The following is a 15,115-nucleotide window of genomic DNA, read 5'->3' as shown; positions in this document are numbered from 1 at the left end:
ACGGAGAGCTTCCCCATGACTGATACCCCCGATCGTGACGAACGCCATCTGGCGCGCATGCTGCGCAAAAAAGCCGTGATCGATGAACGCATCGCCAACTCCCCGAATGAATGCGGCCTGCTGCTGGTGCTGACCGGCAACGGCAAAGGCAAGAGCAGTTCGGCGTTCGGCATGCTCGCGCGGGCCATGGGCCACGGCATGCAGTGTGGCGTGGTGCAGTTCATCAAGGGGCGCACCAGCACCGGCGAGGAGCTGTTCTTCCGGCGCTTCCCGGAGCAAGTGCGTTTTCATGTGATGGGCGAGGGCTTCACCTGGGAAACCCAGGACCGCCAGCGCGACATCGCCGCCGCCGAAGCCGCGTGGGCGGTGTCCCGCGAATTGCTGAGTGATCCGTCCATCGGCCTTGTGGTGCTCGATGAATTGAACATCGCCCTCAAGCACGGCTACCTCGATCTCGATCAGGTGCTCAGTGACTTGCAGGGCCGTCCGCCGATGCAGCATGTGGTGGTCACTGGCCGTGGCGCCAAACCGGAGATGATCGAGCTGGCCGACACGGTCACCGAAATGGGCATGATCAAGCACGCCTTCCAGGCCGGGATCAAAGCGCAAAAAGGCGTCGAGTTGTGAATCAGCCACGTCATTGCCCGGCGGTACTGATTGCCGCGCCGGCCTCCGGTCAGGGCAAGACCACCGTTACCGCCGCGCTCGCTCGTTTGCATCGCAATCAGGGGCGCAAGGTTCGCGTGTTCAAATGCGGCCCGGACTTTCTCGACCCGATGATTCTCGAGCGCGCCAGCGGTGCGCCGGTCTATCAGCTCGACATGTGGATGGTCGGCGAGCAAGAAAGTCGTCGTTTATTGTGGGAAGCCGCAGGCGAAGCCGATCTGATCCTTATCGAAGGCGTCATGGGGTTGTTCGACGGTACGCCGTCAAGCGCCGACCTGGCGCGGCACTTCGGTGTGCCGGTGCTTGGCGTGATCGACGGCACCGCGATGGCGCAGACCTTTGGCGCACTGGCCCTGGGCCTTGCGCGTTATCAGCCGGATTTGCCGTTTGCCGGTGTGTTGGCCAACCGGGTCGGCACTGTGCGCCATGCGCAGTTGCTCGAAGGCAGCCTGACTGAAGGCTTGCGCTGGTACGGCGCGTTGCCCCGGGAGACCGGGATCGAATTACCGAGTCGGCATCTCGGTCTGGTTCAGGCCAGCGAGCTGAACGATCTCGATCTGCGCCTCGATGCGGCGGCCGATTCGCTGGCCGGCAGTTGCGACGTGGCGTTGCCGCCAGCCGTGGAATTCGCCGCGCCTGAAATGATCGCGGCCGAGCCGTTGCTGGCCGGTGTGCGGATTGCCGTGGCCCGGGACGAAGCTTTCGCGTTTACCTACGGCGCGAGCCTGGATCTGCTGCGGGCCATGGGCGCCGAATTGTCTTTTTTCTCGCCGATTCGCGACACCGGGTTGCCGGAGGCGGACAGCCTTTATCTGCCGGGCGGCTACCCCGAATTGCACCATGTGGCGTTGTCACAAAATGCGCCGATGCTGACCGCGATCCGGGCTCACCACGCGGCGGGCAAACCGTTGCTGGCCGAGTGTGGCGGCATGCTGTATCTGCTGGATTCGTTAACCGATGTCGAGGGCACTCGGGCTGAACTGGTTGGCTTGCTGAGCGGTGATGCGGTGATGCAGAAACGTCTTGCCGCGTTGGCCTTGCAGGCGGTTGAGTTGCCGGAAGGTTTGCTGCGTGGGCACACGTATCACCACTCACTGACCAGTACCGAACTGGAGCCGATTGCTCGAGGTTTGAGCCCCAATGGCGGGCGAGGGGCAGAGGCGGTTTATCGTGAGGGGCGGATGACGGCCTCTTATGTGCATTTTTATTTTCCATCCAATCCATCGGCGATTGCTGCGCTGTTTGTGCCTGACCTTGAAACCGCCTTCGCGAGCAAGCCCGCTCCCACAGTGGAACGCATTTCAAATGTGGGAGCGGGCTTGCTCGCGAAGAGGCCATGACGGACAACGCATTTAGCCGGGCCGAACGCGATGCTGTTTACCGAGCCATCGGCGAACGCCGCGACATGCGTCACTTCAGCGGCGGTTCGGTCGAGCCCGAGTTACTGAGGCGTCTGCTCGAAGCCGCGCACCAGGCGCCGAGTGTCGGCCTGATGCAGCCCTGGCGTTTCATCCGCATCAACGACCGGGCACTGCGCGGCAAGATCCAGCAATTGGTGGAAGACGAACGCATCCGCACGGCCGAAGCCCTCGGCGAGCGCTCCGACGAGTTCATGAAGCTCAAGGTCGAAGGCATCAACGACTGCGCCGAAGTGCTGGTGGCCGCACTGATGGAAGATCGTGAACGGCATATCTTCGGCCGTCGTACATTGCCGGAAATGGACATGGCCTCGCTGTCCTGCGCCATCCAGAACCTTTGGCTGGCGTCCCGTGCCGAAGGCCTGGGCATGGGCTGGGTGTCATTGTTCGAGCCGCAAGCCTTGGCGGACTTGCTGGGTTTACCGAGCGGGGCCAAGCCTTTGGCTGTTCTTTGCCTGGGGCCGGTCAAGGAATTCTATCCGGCGCCGATGTTGGTACTCGAAGGCTGGGCGCAGGCGCGTCCGCTGAGTGAGTTGCTGTATGAAAACTATTGGGGAGTGAGTCAATGAGTGTGGCGTTGTTGAGTGTCGCCGCGGTCGCGCTGGATGCGCTGCTGGGTGAACCCAAACGCTGGCATCCGCTGGTGGCGTTCGGTCGTTTTGCCGATCGCATCGAACAGCGTTTCAACTCCGGTGGCCGTGGCTGGCGCAGTCATGGCGTTACGGCCTGGGTGATGGCGGTCGTGCCGCTGACCTTGCTGGCCACCGCACTTTCCTGGGCGCCTTATGTCGGCTGGATTGTCGAGATTCTCGTGCTCTATTGCGCCCTCGGCATGCGCAGCCTCGGCGAGCATGTCGAGCCGGTGGCCAAGGCCCTGCGTAGCGATGATCTGATCGAGGCGCGCAAACGCGTCGGCTATCTGGTCAGCCGTCAGACCAGCGAACTGGATGAAACCGAAGTCGCCCGCGCCGCCACCGAATCGGTGCTGGAGAACGGCAGCGATGCGGTGTTCGCCGCGCTGTTCTGGTTTGCCGTGGCGGGTGCGCCCGGCGTGGTGCTCTATCGTCTGAGCAACACCCTGGATGCGATGTGGGGTTACCGCAACGAACGCTTCGAACGTTTCGGTTGGGCCGCGGCGAAGATCGACGATGTTTTGAACTACATTCCCGCGCGCCTCGTGGCATTGACCTACGCGCTGCTGGGCCAAACCCGACTGGCGCTGAAGTGCTGGCGCACCCAGGGGCCAACCTGGGATAGCCCGAATGCCGGGCCAGTGATGGCGGCCGGTGCCGGTGCGCTGGGCGTCGAGTTGGGCGGGGCGGCGATCTATCACGGTGAACTGCATCAGCGTCCGCCACTAGGCGAAGGCGTGCCGGCAGATGCCGATTCCATTGACCGTGGCTGGCAAATGGTTCAGCGCGGGGTATGGTTATGGCTGCTGATTCTCTGCGTGGGGGCTGAATTCTATGCTTGAGCACGGTGGCCGCTTGCGCAAGGCGGCGCTTGAATACGGCATCGCCGAAGCCGATTGGCTCGATCTGTCCAGTGGCTTGGCGCCCTGGCCATTCCCGGTCCCGGACATCCCGCTGCGGGCCTGGGCGCGTTTGCCGGAAACCGATGACGGTCTGGAGCAGGCCGCCTGCGACTATTACGGTGCCGCTCAAGTGTTGCCGGTGGCCGGTTCGCAAATGGCGATCCAGTTGCTGCCGCGTTTGCGTCGGGCCGGCAAGGTCGGCGTGCTGTCGCCGTGTTACGCCGAACACGCTGAAGCCTGGCGTCGCAACGGTTACATCGTGCGTGAAGTGCTGGACTCCGAAGTCGATTTCTTTCTCGACAGCCTCGATGTGCTGGTGGTGGTCAATCCGAACAATCCCACGGGGCTGAGCCTGACCCCGGCTCGCCTGCTGGATTGGCATTCGCGGCTTGCTCAGCGCGGTGGCTGGCTGGTGGTGGACGAGGCGTTCATGGACAACACACCCCATTTGAGCCTGGCACCGTTCGCCAATCAGATCGGCTTGATTGTGCTGCGCTCCTTCGGCAAGTTTTTCGGCCTGGCCGGTGTGCGGCTAGGGTTTGTACTGGCCGAACGCAAGTTGCTCAAACTGCTGGCCGAACAGGTCGGGCCATGGGCCGTCAGCGGTCCGACCCGAGTGCTGGGCCAGGCTTGCCTGACAGATACCGACGGGCACACTCGACAGCGCATTCGCACTGACGAGGCTGGCGAGCGTCTGGCGTTGCTGCTTGAGCAGTACGGTTTCAAACCTCAGGGCGGCTGCGCATTGTTCCAATGGCTGATCACCGAGTGCGCCGAAGCGCTGCATGAATTCATGGCCCGGCGCGGCATTCTGTTGCGGTTGTTCACCCACACCAGCAGCCTGCGGTTTGGTTTGCCTGCGGATGAGGCGGATTGGGCGCGTCTTGAGCAAGCGCTTGAAGCCTACGTTAAGGAAGCGCAATGACTACATTGATGGTGCAGGGCACCACATCCGACGCCGGTAAAAGCACACTGGTGACGGCGCTGTGTCGCTGGGTCACACGTCAGGGTGTGAGCGTCGTGCCGTTCAAACCGCAGAACATGGCCCTCAACAGCGCCGTCACCGCCGACGGTGGCGAGATTGGCCGTGCTCAAGCGGTGCAGGCTCAGGCGGCCAAACTCGAACCGCACACTGACATGAACCCGGTGCTGCTCAAACCCAACAGTGATACCGGCGCCCAAGTGATCATTCATGGGCGTGCGGTCACCACCATGAATGCCGTCGCGTATCACGACTACAAAGCCATCGCCATGCAAGCGGTGCTCGCTTCCCATGACCGGCTGAGCGCGGCGTATCCGGTGGTGATGGTCGAAGGGGCGGGTTCGCCGGCAGAGATCAATCTGCGCGCTGGCGATATCGCCAACATGGGGTTTGCCGAGGCGGTGGACTGCCCGGTCGTGCTGATTGCCGACATCAATCGCGGCGGGGTTTTCGCGCATTTGGTCGGTACGTTGGAGCTGCTATCGCCCAGCGAACAGGCGCGGGTCAAAGGCTTCATCATCAACCGTTTTCGCGGCGACCTCGCCTTGCTGCAACCGGGGTTGGATTGGCTGGAAGCGCGCACCGGCAAACCGGTAATCGGCGTTTTGCCGTATGTGATGGACCTGCATCTTGAGGCCGAGGATGGCCTCGATCAGCGGCAGACCGACAAGGCCGATCAAGTGCTCAACGTGGTGGTGCCGGTGCTGCCGCGCATCAGCAACCACACCGATTTCGATCCACTGCGCCTGCATCCGCAGGTGGACCTGCAATTCATCGGCCCCGGCCAGGCGATTCCGCCCGCCGACCTGATGATTCTTCCTGGCTCGAAAAGTGTGCGCAGCGACCTCGCGTATCTGCGGGCCAACGGTTGGGACACGGCGATCTCACGGCACTTGCGCTACGGCGGAAAAGTGCTGGGGATCTGCGGCGGTTTGCAAATGCTCGGCGAGCAGGTGCATGACCCGTTGGGCCTTGAAGGCGCGCCGGGTTCCAGCGCCGGTTTGGGTTTGCTGGCGTTCGAAACGCAGCTCGAAGAAGAGAAGCAGTTGCGCAATGTGCGTGGGCGTTTGGCGCTGGAGGACGCGCAGGTCAGTGGCTATGAAATTCATGCCGGCGTGACCACTGGACCGGCGCTGGAAAACGCCGCCGTGCAGCTGGACGATGGTCGCTGCGATGGTGCGCAAAGTGTTGATGGGCAGATTTTCGGTACCTATCTGCATGGCCTGTTCGAGTCACCGGCAGCGTGCAGTGCGCTGTTGCGCTGGGCCGGGTTGCAGGATGTGCAGGCAGTGGATTATCACGGGTTGCGCGAGCGCGATATCGAACGGCTGGCGGATTTGGTGGAGAAGCATCTGGATACTTCGTTACTGCGTGAACTCTGTGGGATTTGAGGTGATTTCGAGACCGCCATCGCGAGCAGGCTCGCTCCCACATTGGAACGCGGTCAACTGTGGGAGCGAGCCTGCTCGCGATGGGGTACGTCGCTACACCACCAATTAGAAGGTTGATGACCATGCTGCAACTGATCCTCGGCGGCGCCCGATCCGGCAAAAGCCGCCTGGCTGAAAAACTCGCGTCAGACAGTCAGCTCCAAGTCATCTACATCGCCACCAGCCAACCTCTGGACGGTGAAATGAACGAGCGGGTGGTTCATCACCGTGCCCGTCGTCCGGCGGAATGGGCGTTGATCGAAGAACCGCTGGAGCTGGCTCGCGTGCTGCGCGAAAGCGCCAGTGCCGAGTGTTGCTTGCTGGTGGATTGCCTGACGCTGTGGCTGACCAATCTACTGATGCTCGACGACGCCGAGCGTCTGTCGGCCGAACGCGAAGCCCTGCTCGACTGCCTGGCGTGGTTGCCGGGGGAAATCATTTTTGTCAGCAACGAGACCGGAATGGGTGTCGTGCCGCTGGGCGAGTTGACTCGCCGCTATGTCGATGAAGCCGGTTGGCTGCATCAAGCCTTGGCCGAGCGCTGTCAGCGAGTCGTCCTGACTGTCGCCGGCCTGCCCCTGACTTTGAAAGGAACTGCGTTATGACTCACTCCTGGTGGCTGAACCCGTGCAAGCCAATCGACGCGCAAGCGGTCGAGCAGGCGCAGGCGCGTCAACAGCAACTGACCAAGCCCGCCGGCTCGCTCGGCCAGCTCGAGTCGGTGGCGGTGCAACTGGCTGGGCTGCAGGGGCAGGTCAAGCCGACGCTCGAGCAGCTGTGGATCGCGATTTTTGCCGGTGACCATGGCGTGGTCGCCGAAGGGGTGTCGGCGTTTCCGCAGGAAGTCACCGGGCAGATGCTGCACAATTTTGTCAGCGGCGGCGCGGCGATCAGTGTGTTGGCGCGGCAGTTGGGTGCTTCCCTTGAAGTGGTCGACCTCGGCACCGTCACGCCATCGTTGAATCTGCCGGGTGTGCGTCACCTGAACATCGGCCCGGGCACGGCGAATTTCGTTCAGGGACCGGCAATGACTCAGGCCCAGGGCGAACTCGCCTTGCAGGCCGGCCGTGACAGTGCGCAGCGCGCCATCGCGGCAGGCGCACAGTTGTTCATCGGTGGCGAGATGGGCATCGGCAACACCACTGCGGCCAGCGCGTTGGCCTGTGCCTTGCTCGATTGCCCGGTGGTGCATCTGGCCGGTCCGGGCACCGGTTTGAACGCGGCGGGTGTCAGCCATAAAGCTCAGGTCATCGAACGCGCCTTGGCGTTGCATGGCGCTCAGCGTGGCGATGTGCTGCAAACTTTGTTCAATCTCGGTGGTTTCGAAATCGCTGCGCTGGTCGGCGCGTACCTGGCCTGTGCTCAGGAGGGTGTCGCGGTGTTGGTCGACGGGTTTATTTGCAGCGTCGCCGCGCTGGTGGCGGTGCGTTTGAATCCGGCCTGCCGCGAGTGGTTGCTGTTCGGTCATCGTGGCGCCGAGCCGGGTCATCGCCATGTGCTCGAAACCCTGAACGCCGAACCGTTGCTGGACCTCGGCCTGCGACTTGGCGAGGGCAGTGGTGCGGCATTGGCCGTGCCATTGTTGCGTCTGGCCTGCGACCTGCACGGGCAAATGGCGACATTCGCCGAAGCCGCGGTGGCGGATCGCCCGGCATGACCTTGCGCCTGGACCTGTTGCGCCATGGCGAAACCGAACTCGGCGGCGGTTTGCGCGGCAGCCTCGACGATGCGCTGACCGGCAAGGGCTGGGAGCAGATGCGCGCCGCAGTGGTCGAGCAAGGCCCTTGGGATCGCTTGGTCAGTTCGCCGTTGCAGCGTTGCGCACGCTTTGTGCAAGAGCTTGGGGCGCAACTGGGTTTGCCGGTGCAGCTGGAAAAGGATCTGCAAGAGCTGCACTTCGGCGCCTGGGAAGGGCAGAGCGCGGCGGCGCTGATGGAAACCAGCGCCGAGGCGTTGGGTTTGTTCTGGGCCGATCCCTATTCGTTCACGCCGCCGGACGCTGAGCCGGTTGCGGATTTTTCGACACGGGTGTTGGCGGCCATCGAGCGGTTGCACGAGGCCTATGCGGGCGAGCGAATTTTGCTGATCAGCCATGGCGGCGTCATGCGTTTGTTGCTGGCTCAAGCGCGCGAATTGCCTCGTGAGCAGCTGCTCAATGTTGAAGTTGGCCATGGCGCGCTGTTCTCGTTGTCGGTCGATGCGGGCGTCTTGTTAAGGGAAGCGATCTGACCATGTTGCCGTTCTGGATCGCCCTGCAATTTTTGAGCAGCCTGCCGATTCGCCTGCCGGGCATGCCGACGCCCGAGGAATTGGGCCGGTCGCTGCTGTTTTATCCGCTGGTCGGTTTGCTGTTCGGCGCGATTCTGTGGGGGCTGAACTGGCTATTGCTGGGCACGCCATTATTGCTTCACGCCGCACTGCTGCTGAGCGTGTGGGTGTTGCTCAGCGGCGCGTTGCACCTGGATGGTCTGGCCGATAGCGCCGATGCGTGGCTCGGAGGCTACGGCGACCGTGAGCGCACCCTGACCATCATGAAAGACCCACGCAGCGGGCCGATCGCGGTGGTGACGCTGGTGCTGGTGTTGCTGCTCAAGTTCGTTGCATTGCTGGCATTGATCGAGCAGCAGCACAGCGTGCTCCTGATCATCGTTCCGCTGATTAGTCGCAGCGCGTTACTGGGGTTATTTCTGACCACGCCTTATGTGCGTCCCGGCGGCTTGGGGCAAGCGCTGGCCGATCATCTGCCGCGTTTGGCTGGCAAGCAGGTGTTGGCAGTCAGTGCCGTGGCTTGTGTGCTGATGGCTGGCCTCAGCGCTATATGGGCGCTTGCGTTGGCGGCAGCCGTGTTTGTCTGGTTGCGGCAAGTGATGGTGCGACGACTGGGCGGGACGACTGGCGATACGGCGGGGGCTTTACTGGAGTTGCTGGAGATGGCGGTGCTGGTGGGGCTGGCGCTGCTCTGAATCCCTGTAGGAGCGGGGCTTGCCTGTAGCAGCTGGCGAAGCCTGCGTTCGGCTGCGCAGCAGTCGTGAATCCGGCTCGACGCGGTCTGCCTGACGTACCGCCATTTCTGATTTTACGACTGCTGCGCAGCCGAACGCAGGCTTCGCCAGCTGCTACGGATCGCATTGCCGCTCAACTGACTGGCAGTAGGGCAAGCCTTGCTCCTACAGGTAATATGTTTCGAAAAATTTGCTTTCATTTAACCGCGGGTATATACACGCACCATGCTTCCTTCTCAATGTTTGTGCACCAACCTGCGTCGCGCCGCTCGTGGCGTCAGCAGGCATTACGACGGCGCCCTCGACGGCTTCGGGATCAACGTTGCCCAATATTCTCTGCTGTGCAATCTGCAGCGTCTGGATCAGCCGAGCATCTCGTCTTTGGCCGAAGCCATGGGCCTGGATCGCAGCACCCTGGGGCGCAATCTGCGGGTGCTGGAGGGCGAAGGCCTGGTGACGCTGGTTGAAGGCGAGGACATGCGCAATCGCATCGTCCTGCTTACCGAAGCGGGGCATGAACGTCTGGCAGCGGCCTTGCCGGCCTGGGAAGCGGCGCAGCAGCGGTTGATCGACCGCTTGGGTGCCGAGAAGCGTGAAACCTTGCTGAAACTGCTGGACGAACTGGCTTGAGGCCGGTTTGTTCGATCTTAAGCGGGTATATACCCGCTACCGGAGAACAAGAATGACATCGATGTGGCGAACGTGCGGTTGGGTTCTGTTGGGGAGTGCGCTGATTCTGGCGTTGTCCCTGGGGGTACGACACGGCTTCGGGCTGTTTTTGGCGCCCATGAGTGCCGAATTCGGTTGGGGGCGCGAAGTGTTTGCCTTCGCCATTGCCCTGCAGAACCTGATTTGGGGTCTGGCGCAGCCGTTCACCGGCGCACTGGCCGACCGCTTTGGCGCTGCGAAGGTGGTGTTGATCGGTGGTGTGCTGTACGCCCTGGGCCTGGTGTTCATGGGGCTGTCCGATTCGGCGGTGACCTTGTCCTTGAGCGCCGGCCTGTTGATTGGTATCGGTCTGTCCGGCACCTCGTTCTCGGTGATCCTTGGCGTGGTCGGCCGTGCCGTGCCGCCGGAAAAACGCAGCATGGGCATGGGGATCGCCAGCGCCGCCGGTTCTTTTGGTCAATTCGCCATGTTGCCCGGCACACTGGGGCTGATCGGCTGGCTTGGCTGGTCCGCCGCATTGCTGGTGTTGGGTCTGGTGGTGGCGCTGATCGTGCCGCTGGTGAGCATGCTTAAAGACAAACCGCTGCCAGTTCTCGGGCACGAGCAAACCCTCTCTGAAGCGCTGCGCGAAGCCTGTTCCCATTCGGGTTTCTGGCTGTTGGCGTTCGGCTTTTTTGTCTGCGGTTTTCAAGTGGTGTTCATTGGCGTGCACTTGCCGGCCTATCTGGTGGATCAACACTTGCCAGCCTCCGTCGGCACCACGGTGCTGGCGCTGATCGGGCTGTTCAATATCTTCGGTACTTATACCGCGGGCTGGCTTGGCGGGCGGATGTCCAAACCGCGCTTGCTCACCGGTCTGTATCTGTTGCGGGCGGTGGTGATTGTGCTGTTCCTCTGGGCGCCGGTCACTCAAGTCACGGCTTATCTATTCGGCATGGCCATGGGGTTTCTCTGGTTGTCGACGGTGCCCTTGACCAACGGCACGGTGGCGACCTTGTTCGGTGTACGAAATTTGTCCATGCTCGGTGGGATCGTTTTCCTCTTCCATCAGCTCGGTTCGTTCCTCGGCGGCTGGTTGGGCGGAGTGGTGTATGACCGAACCGGGAGCTACGACTTGATCTGGCAGGTGGCGATTCTTTTGAGTCTGTTGGCCGCAGCCCTGAACTGGCCGGTACGCGAGCAGCCGGTGGCGCGTCTGCAAACCCGGATGAGTGCGGCATGAACAGTCTCTGGCCGCGGATGGTTGTAATCGCCGTCGGCGTACTGCTGCTGGCACTGGCGTGGTGGGGCTGGCATCAGGGCGGGTTGGCATTGATGCAGTTGGGCATGGGTGCTTGCTAGCGAGCGGCGAAGGCGAGTAATTTCGTTTTCTGACGATTGCTCAAGGGTGTCCGACATGCTGATGCGCTGGCTTGCAGTTCCCGCGTTGCTAATGGCTTTTGCCGGGTTGGCCCAGGCGGGAGAATGTCCGGAGTTGTTACAAGGCTCGTTGCCCAAGCTGCGTGCCAAGGAATCCATCGATCTGTGCCAGCGCTTCGCCGGCAAGCCGCTGGTGGTAGTCAATACCGCGAGCTTCTGTGGCTTCGCCCCGCAGTTCAAAGGCCTTGAGGCGCTGTATCAGCGTTACAAGGATCAAGGGCTTGAGGTGGTTGGTGTTCCCTCCAATGACTTCAAGCAAGAGTCCAAAGATGGCGCAGAGACTGCCAAGGTCTGTTACGTGAACTATGGCGTGACCTTCACCATGACCGAGCCACAGAAAGTCCGCGGCGATGGCGCAACGCATTTGTTCAAGGTACTTGCCGAACAAAGCAGTGCGCCGAAGTGGAATTTCTACAAGTACGTGGTCGAGCGTCGGGGCAATGTGATCGCCAATTTCTCCAGCCTGACCAAGCCCGACAATCCCGAGTTCATCGAGGTGGTGGAGAAAGCCCTCGCCTCGAAACCCTGATCGACGGCCACTAAAAAGCCCCGCCTCTGTACAAGAGTGCGGGGCTTTTTCAATTCAGGCGACGGGTGAGGAACCGTCAGAAGCGGTAGGTCGCGCCTACACCGAAACCATTCGCCGAGTTTTCATACGTGGCGTTGTAGGTCTGGCCACGGTTGTTGCTGTTGTTGACCTTGACTGACTCTTCACGCAGGTATGAGTACGCTACGTCGATGGTCAGATCGTCGGTCGGGCTCCAGCCGGCGCCCAGGCTGAAAATTTTGCGATCGCCCGTCGGGATACGTGGGGAACGGTCGACATTATTGGTCGGTGCCTGGTCGAAGGACAGACCGGTACGCAGCACCCATTCCTTGTTCAGCTGGTAGGACGCGCCGATGGCGTGGGCCCAGGTGTCGTGCCAGTTCTGCTCTTCGGTGATGGTACCGAATTGGCCGTTCAGGATGGCTGGAACACCTTTGTTTTCGACGCTGATCTCTTTCAGGCGGCTCCAGCGAGTCCAGGTGCTGCCTGCGTAGAGGGTCCACTTGTCGTCCAGTTGATGGGTGACCGAAAAGTCGACCGATTCAGGCGTGGTCAGGTCCAGCGAAGCATCGTACTTCTGGCTTGGGTTCTGGCCGACGGCCGCGAGGACGTTGTAGTTGACCTTGGTATCACCTTCGAGCTTGTACTTCACTTTCGAGTGGTAGGTCAGGCCGACGCGCGTGCTGTCGGTGGCTTGAACCAGTACGCCGATGTTGTAGCCCAGCGCGGTGTCGTCGCCCTTGATTTTGACCTTGCCGTCTGGCGCGGCCTGGGTGATCGACAGGTTCGATTCCAGAGTGCCGGTAATGCGGTTGATGGTCGGACCGAAGCCGATCGACACCTTGTCGTTGAAGGCGTAGCTGATGGTCGGTTGCAAGGTCATGACTTTTACGTCGCTCTTGCTGCCGAAGTAACGGCCGGCAAAGCCGTTCTCGTAGTCGGTCACCAGGCCGAACGGGGCGTACATGCCAATACCGAATGCCCAATGGTCATCGATTGGCTTGACGTAGTAACCCATCGGTACGGCGATGAAGGGAACCATGTCGCCATCGTTGCTGCCGCTGTTCGGGCTGGAGCTGGCGTGGCTGATGTCGGTGTGTGCGTCGAGCAGTGCAACGCCGCCGGTCACTTGTTCGCGCTTGAGGCGAGACATGCCGGCAGGGTTGCCGAAAATGGTGCTTGCGTCGTCTGCAGAGGAAGATCGCCCGGCAAAACCTGTACCCATCCCGCTGATGCTTTGTTCGTTGATGGCAAAGCCAGCTGCGAAAATCTGGGTGGATGCCAAGGCAACGGCGAGGCTAAGGGTGGTTTTGAGCATTACTTTTTTCATTATTAGAACTCCTGGTGATCACCGGGGCGAAAATTACCAACATTTTCGTCCGGGCGCTATAGCCTGTATCGCTTGATTTAGAGCGGTTTTGTAGGACAATCAGACCAGATTCGCGACTGTTTGGCGATTTTGTGAAACGGAGGTGGTCAGCAGGCGACCTGATTCAACGATGAAACACAGGTTTGCCAGGCGCAGGTGAAATCTCGCAAACGACCTTGGGGTTGGAAAGTCTGGCGCCAGATTCGGGCCATTCCCAGTAAGTCGTCAGAGGCGGGGAGGGGAGTGTTCTGTTCTTCTACCAACAGCCAGGCGATGGCCGTGGCGTAACGCAGGTTGACGGTCAATTCCAGGTGCGGGCCGCTGAGAAAAGCATGCTGGCTGGCCAGGCCGCGAACCAGGCTCGCCCGATCCGGGTCCAGGGCCAGGTAATGATCCCAGAGGGCCTGGTGACGGGGTTCGGCGATTCGGTACAGGCCGTGTCCACGGCGGTCATGCAGGGCGGAGCCAAGGGCTGACTGACTGGCGGCAATGCCCAGCAGCAGGGATTCGGCAGTCGCGCTATGGCGTCCGAGGTAGATCAATGTCGGACGGATCACATAACGGCACAGTTCGCTGGCAGCGATACCCATAACGCCCTCGAAACCTGAAGTGGTCGGCGATACCTGAAAGAGGCCTTGGCAGCAGTGGATCGACTCAGGCTCGCCGGAAGCGGCTTAAGCCGCTTGAGTTGAAGTGTAGTGTCATTATTTTGCTGTAAAGGACTGTTTTTAAAATATTTCCGGCTTCGAGTTATAACCGTTATACCGGTTGGTGCTTAGCCGTAGGCCACGAAACGAGAAATATCGGGCAATAAAAAGCCCCGCTTTTCAGCAGGGCATTTAAGGTTTTCAGTCTTTCTGGCGTCTCAGGCAACCAGTGCCTGGCGAGTACGCTCGATCACAGCCTGCAACGGTTCAGCGCTGGAATATTGATCGGGGTACAGACGTTCGCTGTGACGAGCGATGCCGTGTTCGTTGACCAGAGTGAAGCTGAAGCAGCCTTTGCGAGCGGCCATGATCAGGCAGTTCATTGGAGCAAAAGCGTTGGTTAGGGTGCGAATGGCATCCTGAGTGTGGATTTGAGTAGACATAATGGGTGTTCCTACAAGCGACACGGATAAGAACCGTGCAAAGTTAAAACGTTCCAGTGACGACGACCACCATTGGTCGAACGAAGAACCCGACTGGAACAAAGCAGCCAGTTTGAAGCGCTGATAAGTTGGCGCGCTTGGGCTGGCAGGTAGGTACTTAGGAGGGCAGGCAACACATCAAGGGCAAAGGTTCTGGGCCCGGGGTGAAGATCCTGATCAATTTGCAGGTTGGTTCGGTCAGAGTAAGTGAGCTTCGCAACACCCTTTGCTTTCGATTCAAAGGCTGTGTTGGCGCAAGATTTACCTGGAAACCATCGAGGTGGTCGATCCCGTTTTGTCGGTGGAGGCTTCTCTTAGGGAAGGCTGACCGGAGGATTTGTTCGACCAGAATTGACTTTCAGCTTGGTACTAACGCCGCGGATACTAACGGATTGAATGGCCGAAGGGAAGTCTGTTCGCAAAATAGATCGCTGGAGTGCCTGTTGACCACGTCCGGATGAGCTGTCGGAAACAGCCACTGTCAGGCACGTGCCCCGTAATAGACCAGAACCCGGCCGTTGATCCGAGAGGGACAATCGAACCAGGATCAATCTGCAGCGCGGGTTGCCAAGGTTTATCCCCAGGCGTTACCGACAAAACGCGCCGAAAAAGCGCATCGATATAACCGCCTCGCAGGTACTTGTGCACATAAGTTGCGCGGACTGTCATCCCACTGTCATCATCGCCTCAATGGGAGTGGGTGCCTGTAACGAAAATTTAAGTCAATGAAAAACATCGCTTTTTTTTACTGGTGAAAAAATCGTCAGTTTGACTGCGAGCCCCATTCCACAGGGCTTTGCGCGAGTTCAAAGGCGGTTGTCCACTGAGTTATCCACAGCTTCTGTGGATTGTCCCAAGCGCTTGCTCTAGGACGGGCGTGCAGTCTTTTTTCGACTTTACCTGTACGAAAAAAAGAGTAGAGTGGCGCGCTTTTCGATCTGCCCCACAGT

General features: G+C 60.5%; 17 protein-coding genes. 14 read left to right on the top strand and 3 right to left on the bottom strand.

Going from position 1 to position 15,115, the window contains the following annotated elements; translation table 11 throughout:
• Positions 1 to 15 precede the first annotated feature (15 nt).
• The 14 genes from cobO to ACA044_RS21460 all read left to right on the top strand — a co-directional run bounded on the left by cobO (position 16) and on the right by ACA044_RS21460 (position 11,649).
• Positions 16 to 627 carry a cob(I)yrinic acid a,c-diamide adenosyltransferase gene (gene cobO / locus ACA044_RS21525; protein WP_497443176.1) on the top strand — a complete coding sequence of 204 codons (612 nt, stop codon included), beginning with the start codon at positions 16 to 18 and terminating at the stop codon, positions 625 to 627.
• A complete protein-coding gene (locus tag ACA044_RS21520; protein ID WP_497443175.1) occupies positions 624 to 2,006 on the top strand; it encodes a cobyrinic acid a,c-diamide synthase CobB in 1,383 nt (460 codons plus the stop codon). Before cobO ends, ACA044_RS21520 begins: the two co-directional genes overlap by 4 nt.
• Positions 2,003 to 2,653: a 5,6-dimethylbenzimidazole synthase gene (gene bluB / locus ACA044_RS21515; RefSeq protein WP_497443174.1), complete on the top strand. Its 651-nt coding sequence runs from the start codon at positions 2,003 to 2,005 to the stop codon at positions 2,651 to 2,653. Before ACA044_RS21520 ends, bluB begins: the two co-directional genes overlap by 4 nt.
• Positions 2,650 to 3,558 (top strand): adenosylcobinamide-phosphate synthase CbiB, encoded by a 909-nt coding sequence (gene cbiB / locus ACA044_RS21510; protein WP_497443173.1) that lies wholly within the window; start codon positions 2,650 to 2,652, stop codon positions 3,556 to 3,558. The genes bluB and cbiB overlap by 4 nt, the downstream gene beginning before the upstream one ends.
• The gene (gene cobD / locus ACA044_RS21505; RefSeq protein ID WP_497443172.1) at positions 3,551 to 4,543 is read left to right on the top strand and encodes a threonine-phosphate decarboxylase CobD; all 993 of its coding nucleotides are present in this window, start codon (positions 3,551 to 3,553) and stop codon (positions 4,541 to 4,543) included. Before cbiB ends, cobD begins: the two co-directional genes overlap by 8 nt.
• Positions 4,540 to 5,991 carry a cobyric acid synthase gene (locus ACA044_RS21500; protein ID WP_497443171.1) on the top strand — a complete coding sequence of 484 codons (1,452 nt, stop codon included), beginning with the start codon at positions 4,540 to 4,542 and terminating at the stop codon, positions 5,989 to 5,991. Before cobD ends, ACA044_RS21500 begins: the two co-directional genes overlap by 4 nt.
• A 122-nt stretch (positions 5,992 to 6,113) precedes the next feature.
• On the top strand, positions 6,114 to 6,635 hold the full coding sequence (gene cobU, locus ACA044_RS21495; RefSeq protein WP_497443170.1) for a bifunctional adenosylcobinamide kinase/adenosylcobinamide-phosphate guanylyltransferase: 522 nt from the start codon (positions 6,114 to 6,116) through the stop codon (positions 6,633 to 6,635).
• Positions 6,632 to 7,687 carry a nicotinate-nucleotide--dimethylbenzimidazole phosphoribosyltransferase gene (gene cobT, locus ACA044_RS21490; RefSeq protein WP_497443169.1) on the top strand — a complete coding sequence of 352 codons (1,056 nt, stop codon included), beginning with the start codon at positions 6,632 to 6,634 and terminating at the stop codon, positions 7,685 to 7,687. Before cobU ends, cobT begins: the two co-directional genes overlap by 4 nt.
• Positions 7,684 to 8,259 (top strand): alpha-ribazole phosphatase family protein, encoded by a 576-nt coding sequence (gene cobC, locus ACA044_RS21485; protein ID WP_497443168.1) that lies wholly within the window; start codon positions 7,684 to 7,686, stop codon positions 8,257 to 8,259. The genes cobT and cobC overlap by 4 nt, the downstream gene beginning before the upstream one ends.
• 2 nt (positions 8,260 to 8,261) lie before the next feature.
• Positions 8,262 to 8,993, top strand: coding sequence for an adenosylcobinamide-GDP ribazoletransferase (locus tag ACA044_RS21480; RefSeq protein ID WP_497443167.1), 732 nt, complete (start codon positions 8,262 to 8,264; stop codon positions 8,991 to 8,993).
• 264 nt (positions 8,994 to 9,257) lie between these two features.
• On the top strand, positions 9,258 to 9,662 hold the full coding sequence (locus ACA044_RS21475) for a MarR family winged helix-turn-helix transcriptional regulator (RefSeq protein ID WP_497443166.1): 405 nt from the start codon (positions 9,258 to 9,260) through the stop codon (positions 9,660 to 9,662).
• 52 nt (positions 9,663 to 9,714) lie between these two features.
• Complete coding sequence (locus ACA044_RS21470) at positions 9,715 to 10,923, top strand: MFS transporter (protein ID WP_454185424.1); 1,209 nt, start codon at positions 9,715 to 9,717, stop codon at positions 10,921 to 10,923.
• Positions 10,920 to 11,042 (top strand): hypothetical protein, encoded by a 123-nt coding sequence (locus ACA044_RS21465; protein ID WP_497443165.1) that lies wholly within the window; start codon positions 10,920 to 10,922, stop codon positions 11,040 to 11,042. The genes ACA044_RS21470 and ACA044_RS21465 overlap by 4 nt, the downstream gene beginning before the upstream one ends.
• Positions 11,043 to 11,097: 55 nt before the next feature.
• Complete coding sequence (locus tag ACA044_RS21460) at positions 11,098 to 11,649, top strand: glutathione peroxidase (protein WP_497443164.1); 552 nt, start codon at positions 11,098 to 11,100, stop codon at positions 11,647 to 11,649.
• 76 nt (positions 11,650 to 11,725) lie between these two features.
• Here the strand turns inward: ACA044_RS21460 and ACA044_RS21455 are convergent, their stop codons facing one another.
• The 3 genes from ACA044_RS21455 to ACA044_RS21445 form a co-directional block, all read right to left on the bottom strand.
• Positions 11,726 to 12,997: an OmpP1/FadL family transporter gene (locus ACA044_RS21455; RefSeq protein ID WP_497443163.1), complete on the bottom strand. Its 1,272-nt coding sequence runs from the start codon at positions 12,995 to 12,997 to the stop codon at positions 11,726 to 11,728.
• Positions 12,998 to 13,143: 146 nt separating this feature from the next.
• Positions 13,144 to 13,626, bottom strand: a complete 483-nt coding sequence (locus ACA044_RS21450) for a hypothetical protein (RefSeq protein WP_497443162.1) — start codon at positions 13,624 to 13,626, stop codon at positions 13,144 to 13,146.
• 275 nt (positions 13,627 to 13,901) lie between these two features.
• Positions 13,902 to 14,126, bottom strand: coding sequence for a hypothetical protein (locus ACA044_RS21445; RefSeq protein WP_007898912.1), 225 nt, complete (start codon positions 14,124 to 14,126; stop codon positions 13,902 to 13,904).
• Positions 14,127 to 15,115 lie beyond the last annotated feature (989 nt).

The organism is Pseudomonas sp. LBUM1673 (assembly GCF_059695645.1).
Note: the sequence above shows the minus strand (reverse complement) of the source record. Positions and strands in the feature narration are given on the sequence as shown.

Coding starts and splice junctions, on each gene's coding strand:
- cobO (WP_497443176.1), top strand. CDS start 16: ATGACTGATACCCCCGATCGTGACGAACGCCATCTGGCGCGCATGCTG.
- bluB (WP_497443174.1), top strand. CDS start 2,003: ATGACGGACAACGCATTTAGCCGGGCCGAACGCGATGCTGTTTACCGA.
- cbiB (WP_497443173.1), top strand. CDS start 2,650: ATGAGTGTGGCGTTGTTGAGTGTCGCCGCGGTCGCGCTGGATGCGCTG.
- cobD (WP_497443172.1), top strand. CDS start 3,551: ATGCTTGAGCACGGTGGCCGCTTGCGCAAGGCGGCGCTTGAATACGGC.
- ACA044_RS21500 (WP_497443171.1), top strand. CDS start 4,540: ATGACTACATTGATGGTGCAGGGCACCACATCCGACGCCGGTAAAAGC.
- cobU (WP_497443170.1), top strand. CDS start 6,114: ATGCTGCAACTGATCCTCGGCGGCGCCCGATCCGGCAAAAGCCGCCTG.
- cobT (WP_497443169.1), top strand. CDS start 6,632: ATGACTCACTCCTGGTGGCTGAACCCGTGCAAGCCAATCGACGCGCAA.
- cobC (WP_497443168.1), top strand. CDS start 7,684: ATGACCTTGCGCCTGGACCTGTTGCGCCATGGCGAAACCGAACTCGGC.
- ACA044_RS21480 (WP_497443167.1), top strand. CDS start 8,262: ATGTTGCCGTTCTGGATCGCCCTGCAATTTTTGAGCAGCCTGCCGATT.
- ACA044_RS21475 (WP_497443166.1), top strand. CDS start 9,258: ATGCTTCCTTCTCAATGTTTGTGCACCAACCTGCGTCGCGCCGCTCGT.
- ACA044_RS21470 (WP_454185424.1), top strand. CDS start 9,715: ATGACATCGATGTGGCGAACGTGCGGTTGGGTTCTGTTGGGGAGTGCG.
- ACA044_RS21465 (WP_497443165.1), top strand. CDS start 10,920: ATGAACAGTCTCTGGCCGCGGATGGTTGTAATCGCCGTCGGCGTACTG.
- ACA044_RS21460 (WP_497443164.1), top strand. CDS start 11,098: ATGCTGATGCGCTGGCTTGCAGTTCCCGCGTTGCTAATGGCTTTTGCC.
- ACA044_RS21455 (WP_497443163.1), bottom strand. CDS start 12,997: ATGAAAAAAGTAATGCTCAAAACCACCCTTAGCCTCGCCGTTGCCTTG.
- ACA044_RS21450 (WP_497443162.1), bottom strand. CDS start 13,626: ATGGGTATCGCTGCCAGCGAACTGTGCCGTTATGTGATCCGTCCGACA.
- ACA044_RS21445 (WP_007898912.1), bottom strand. CDS start 14,126: ATGTCTACTCAAATCCACACTCAGGATGCCATTCGCACCCTAACCAAC.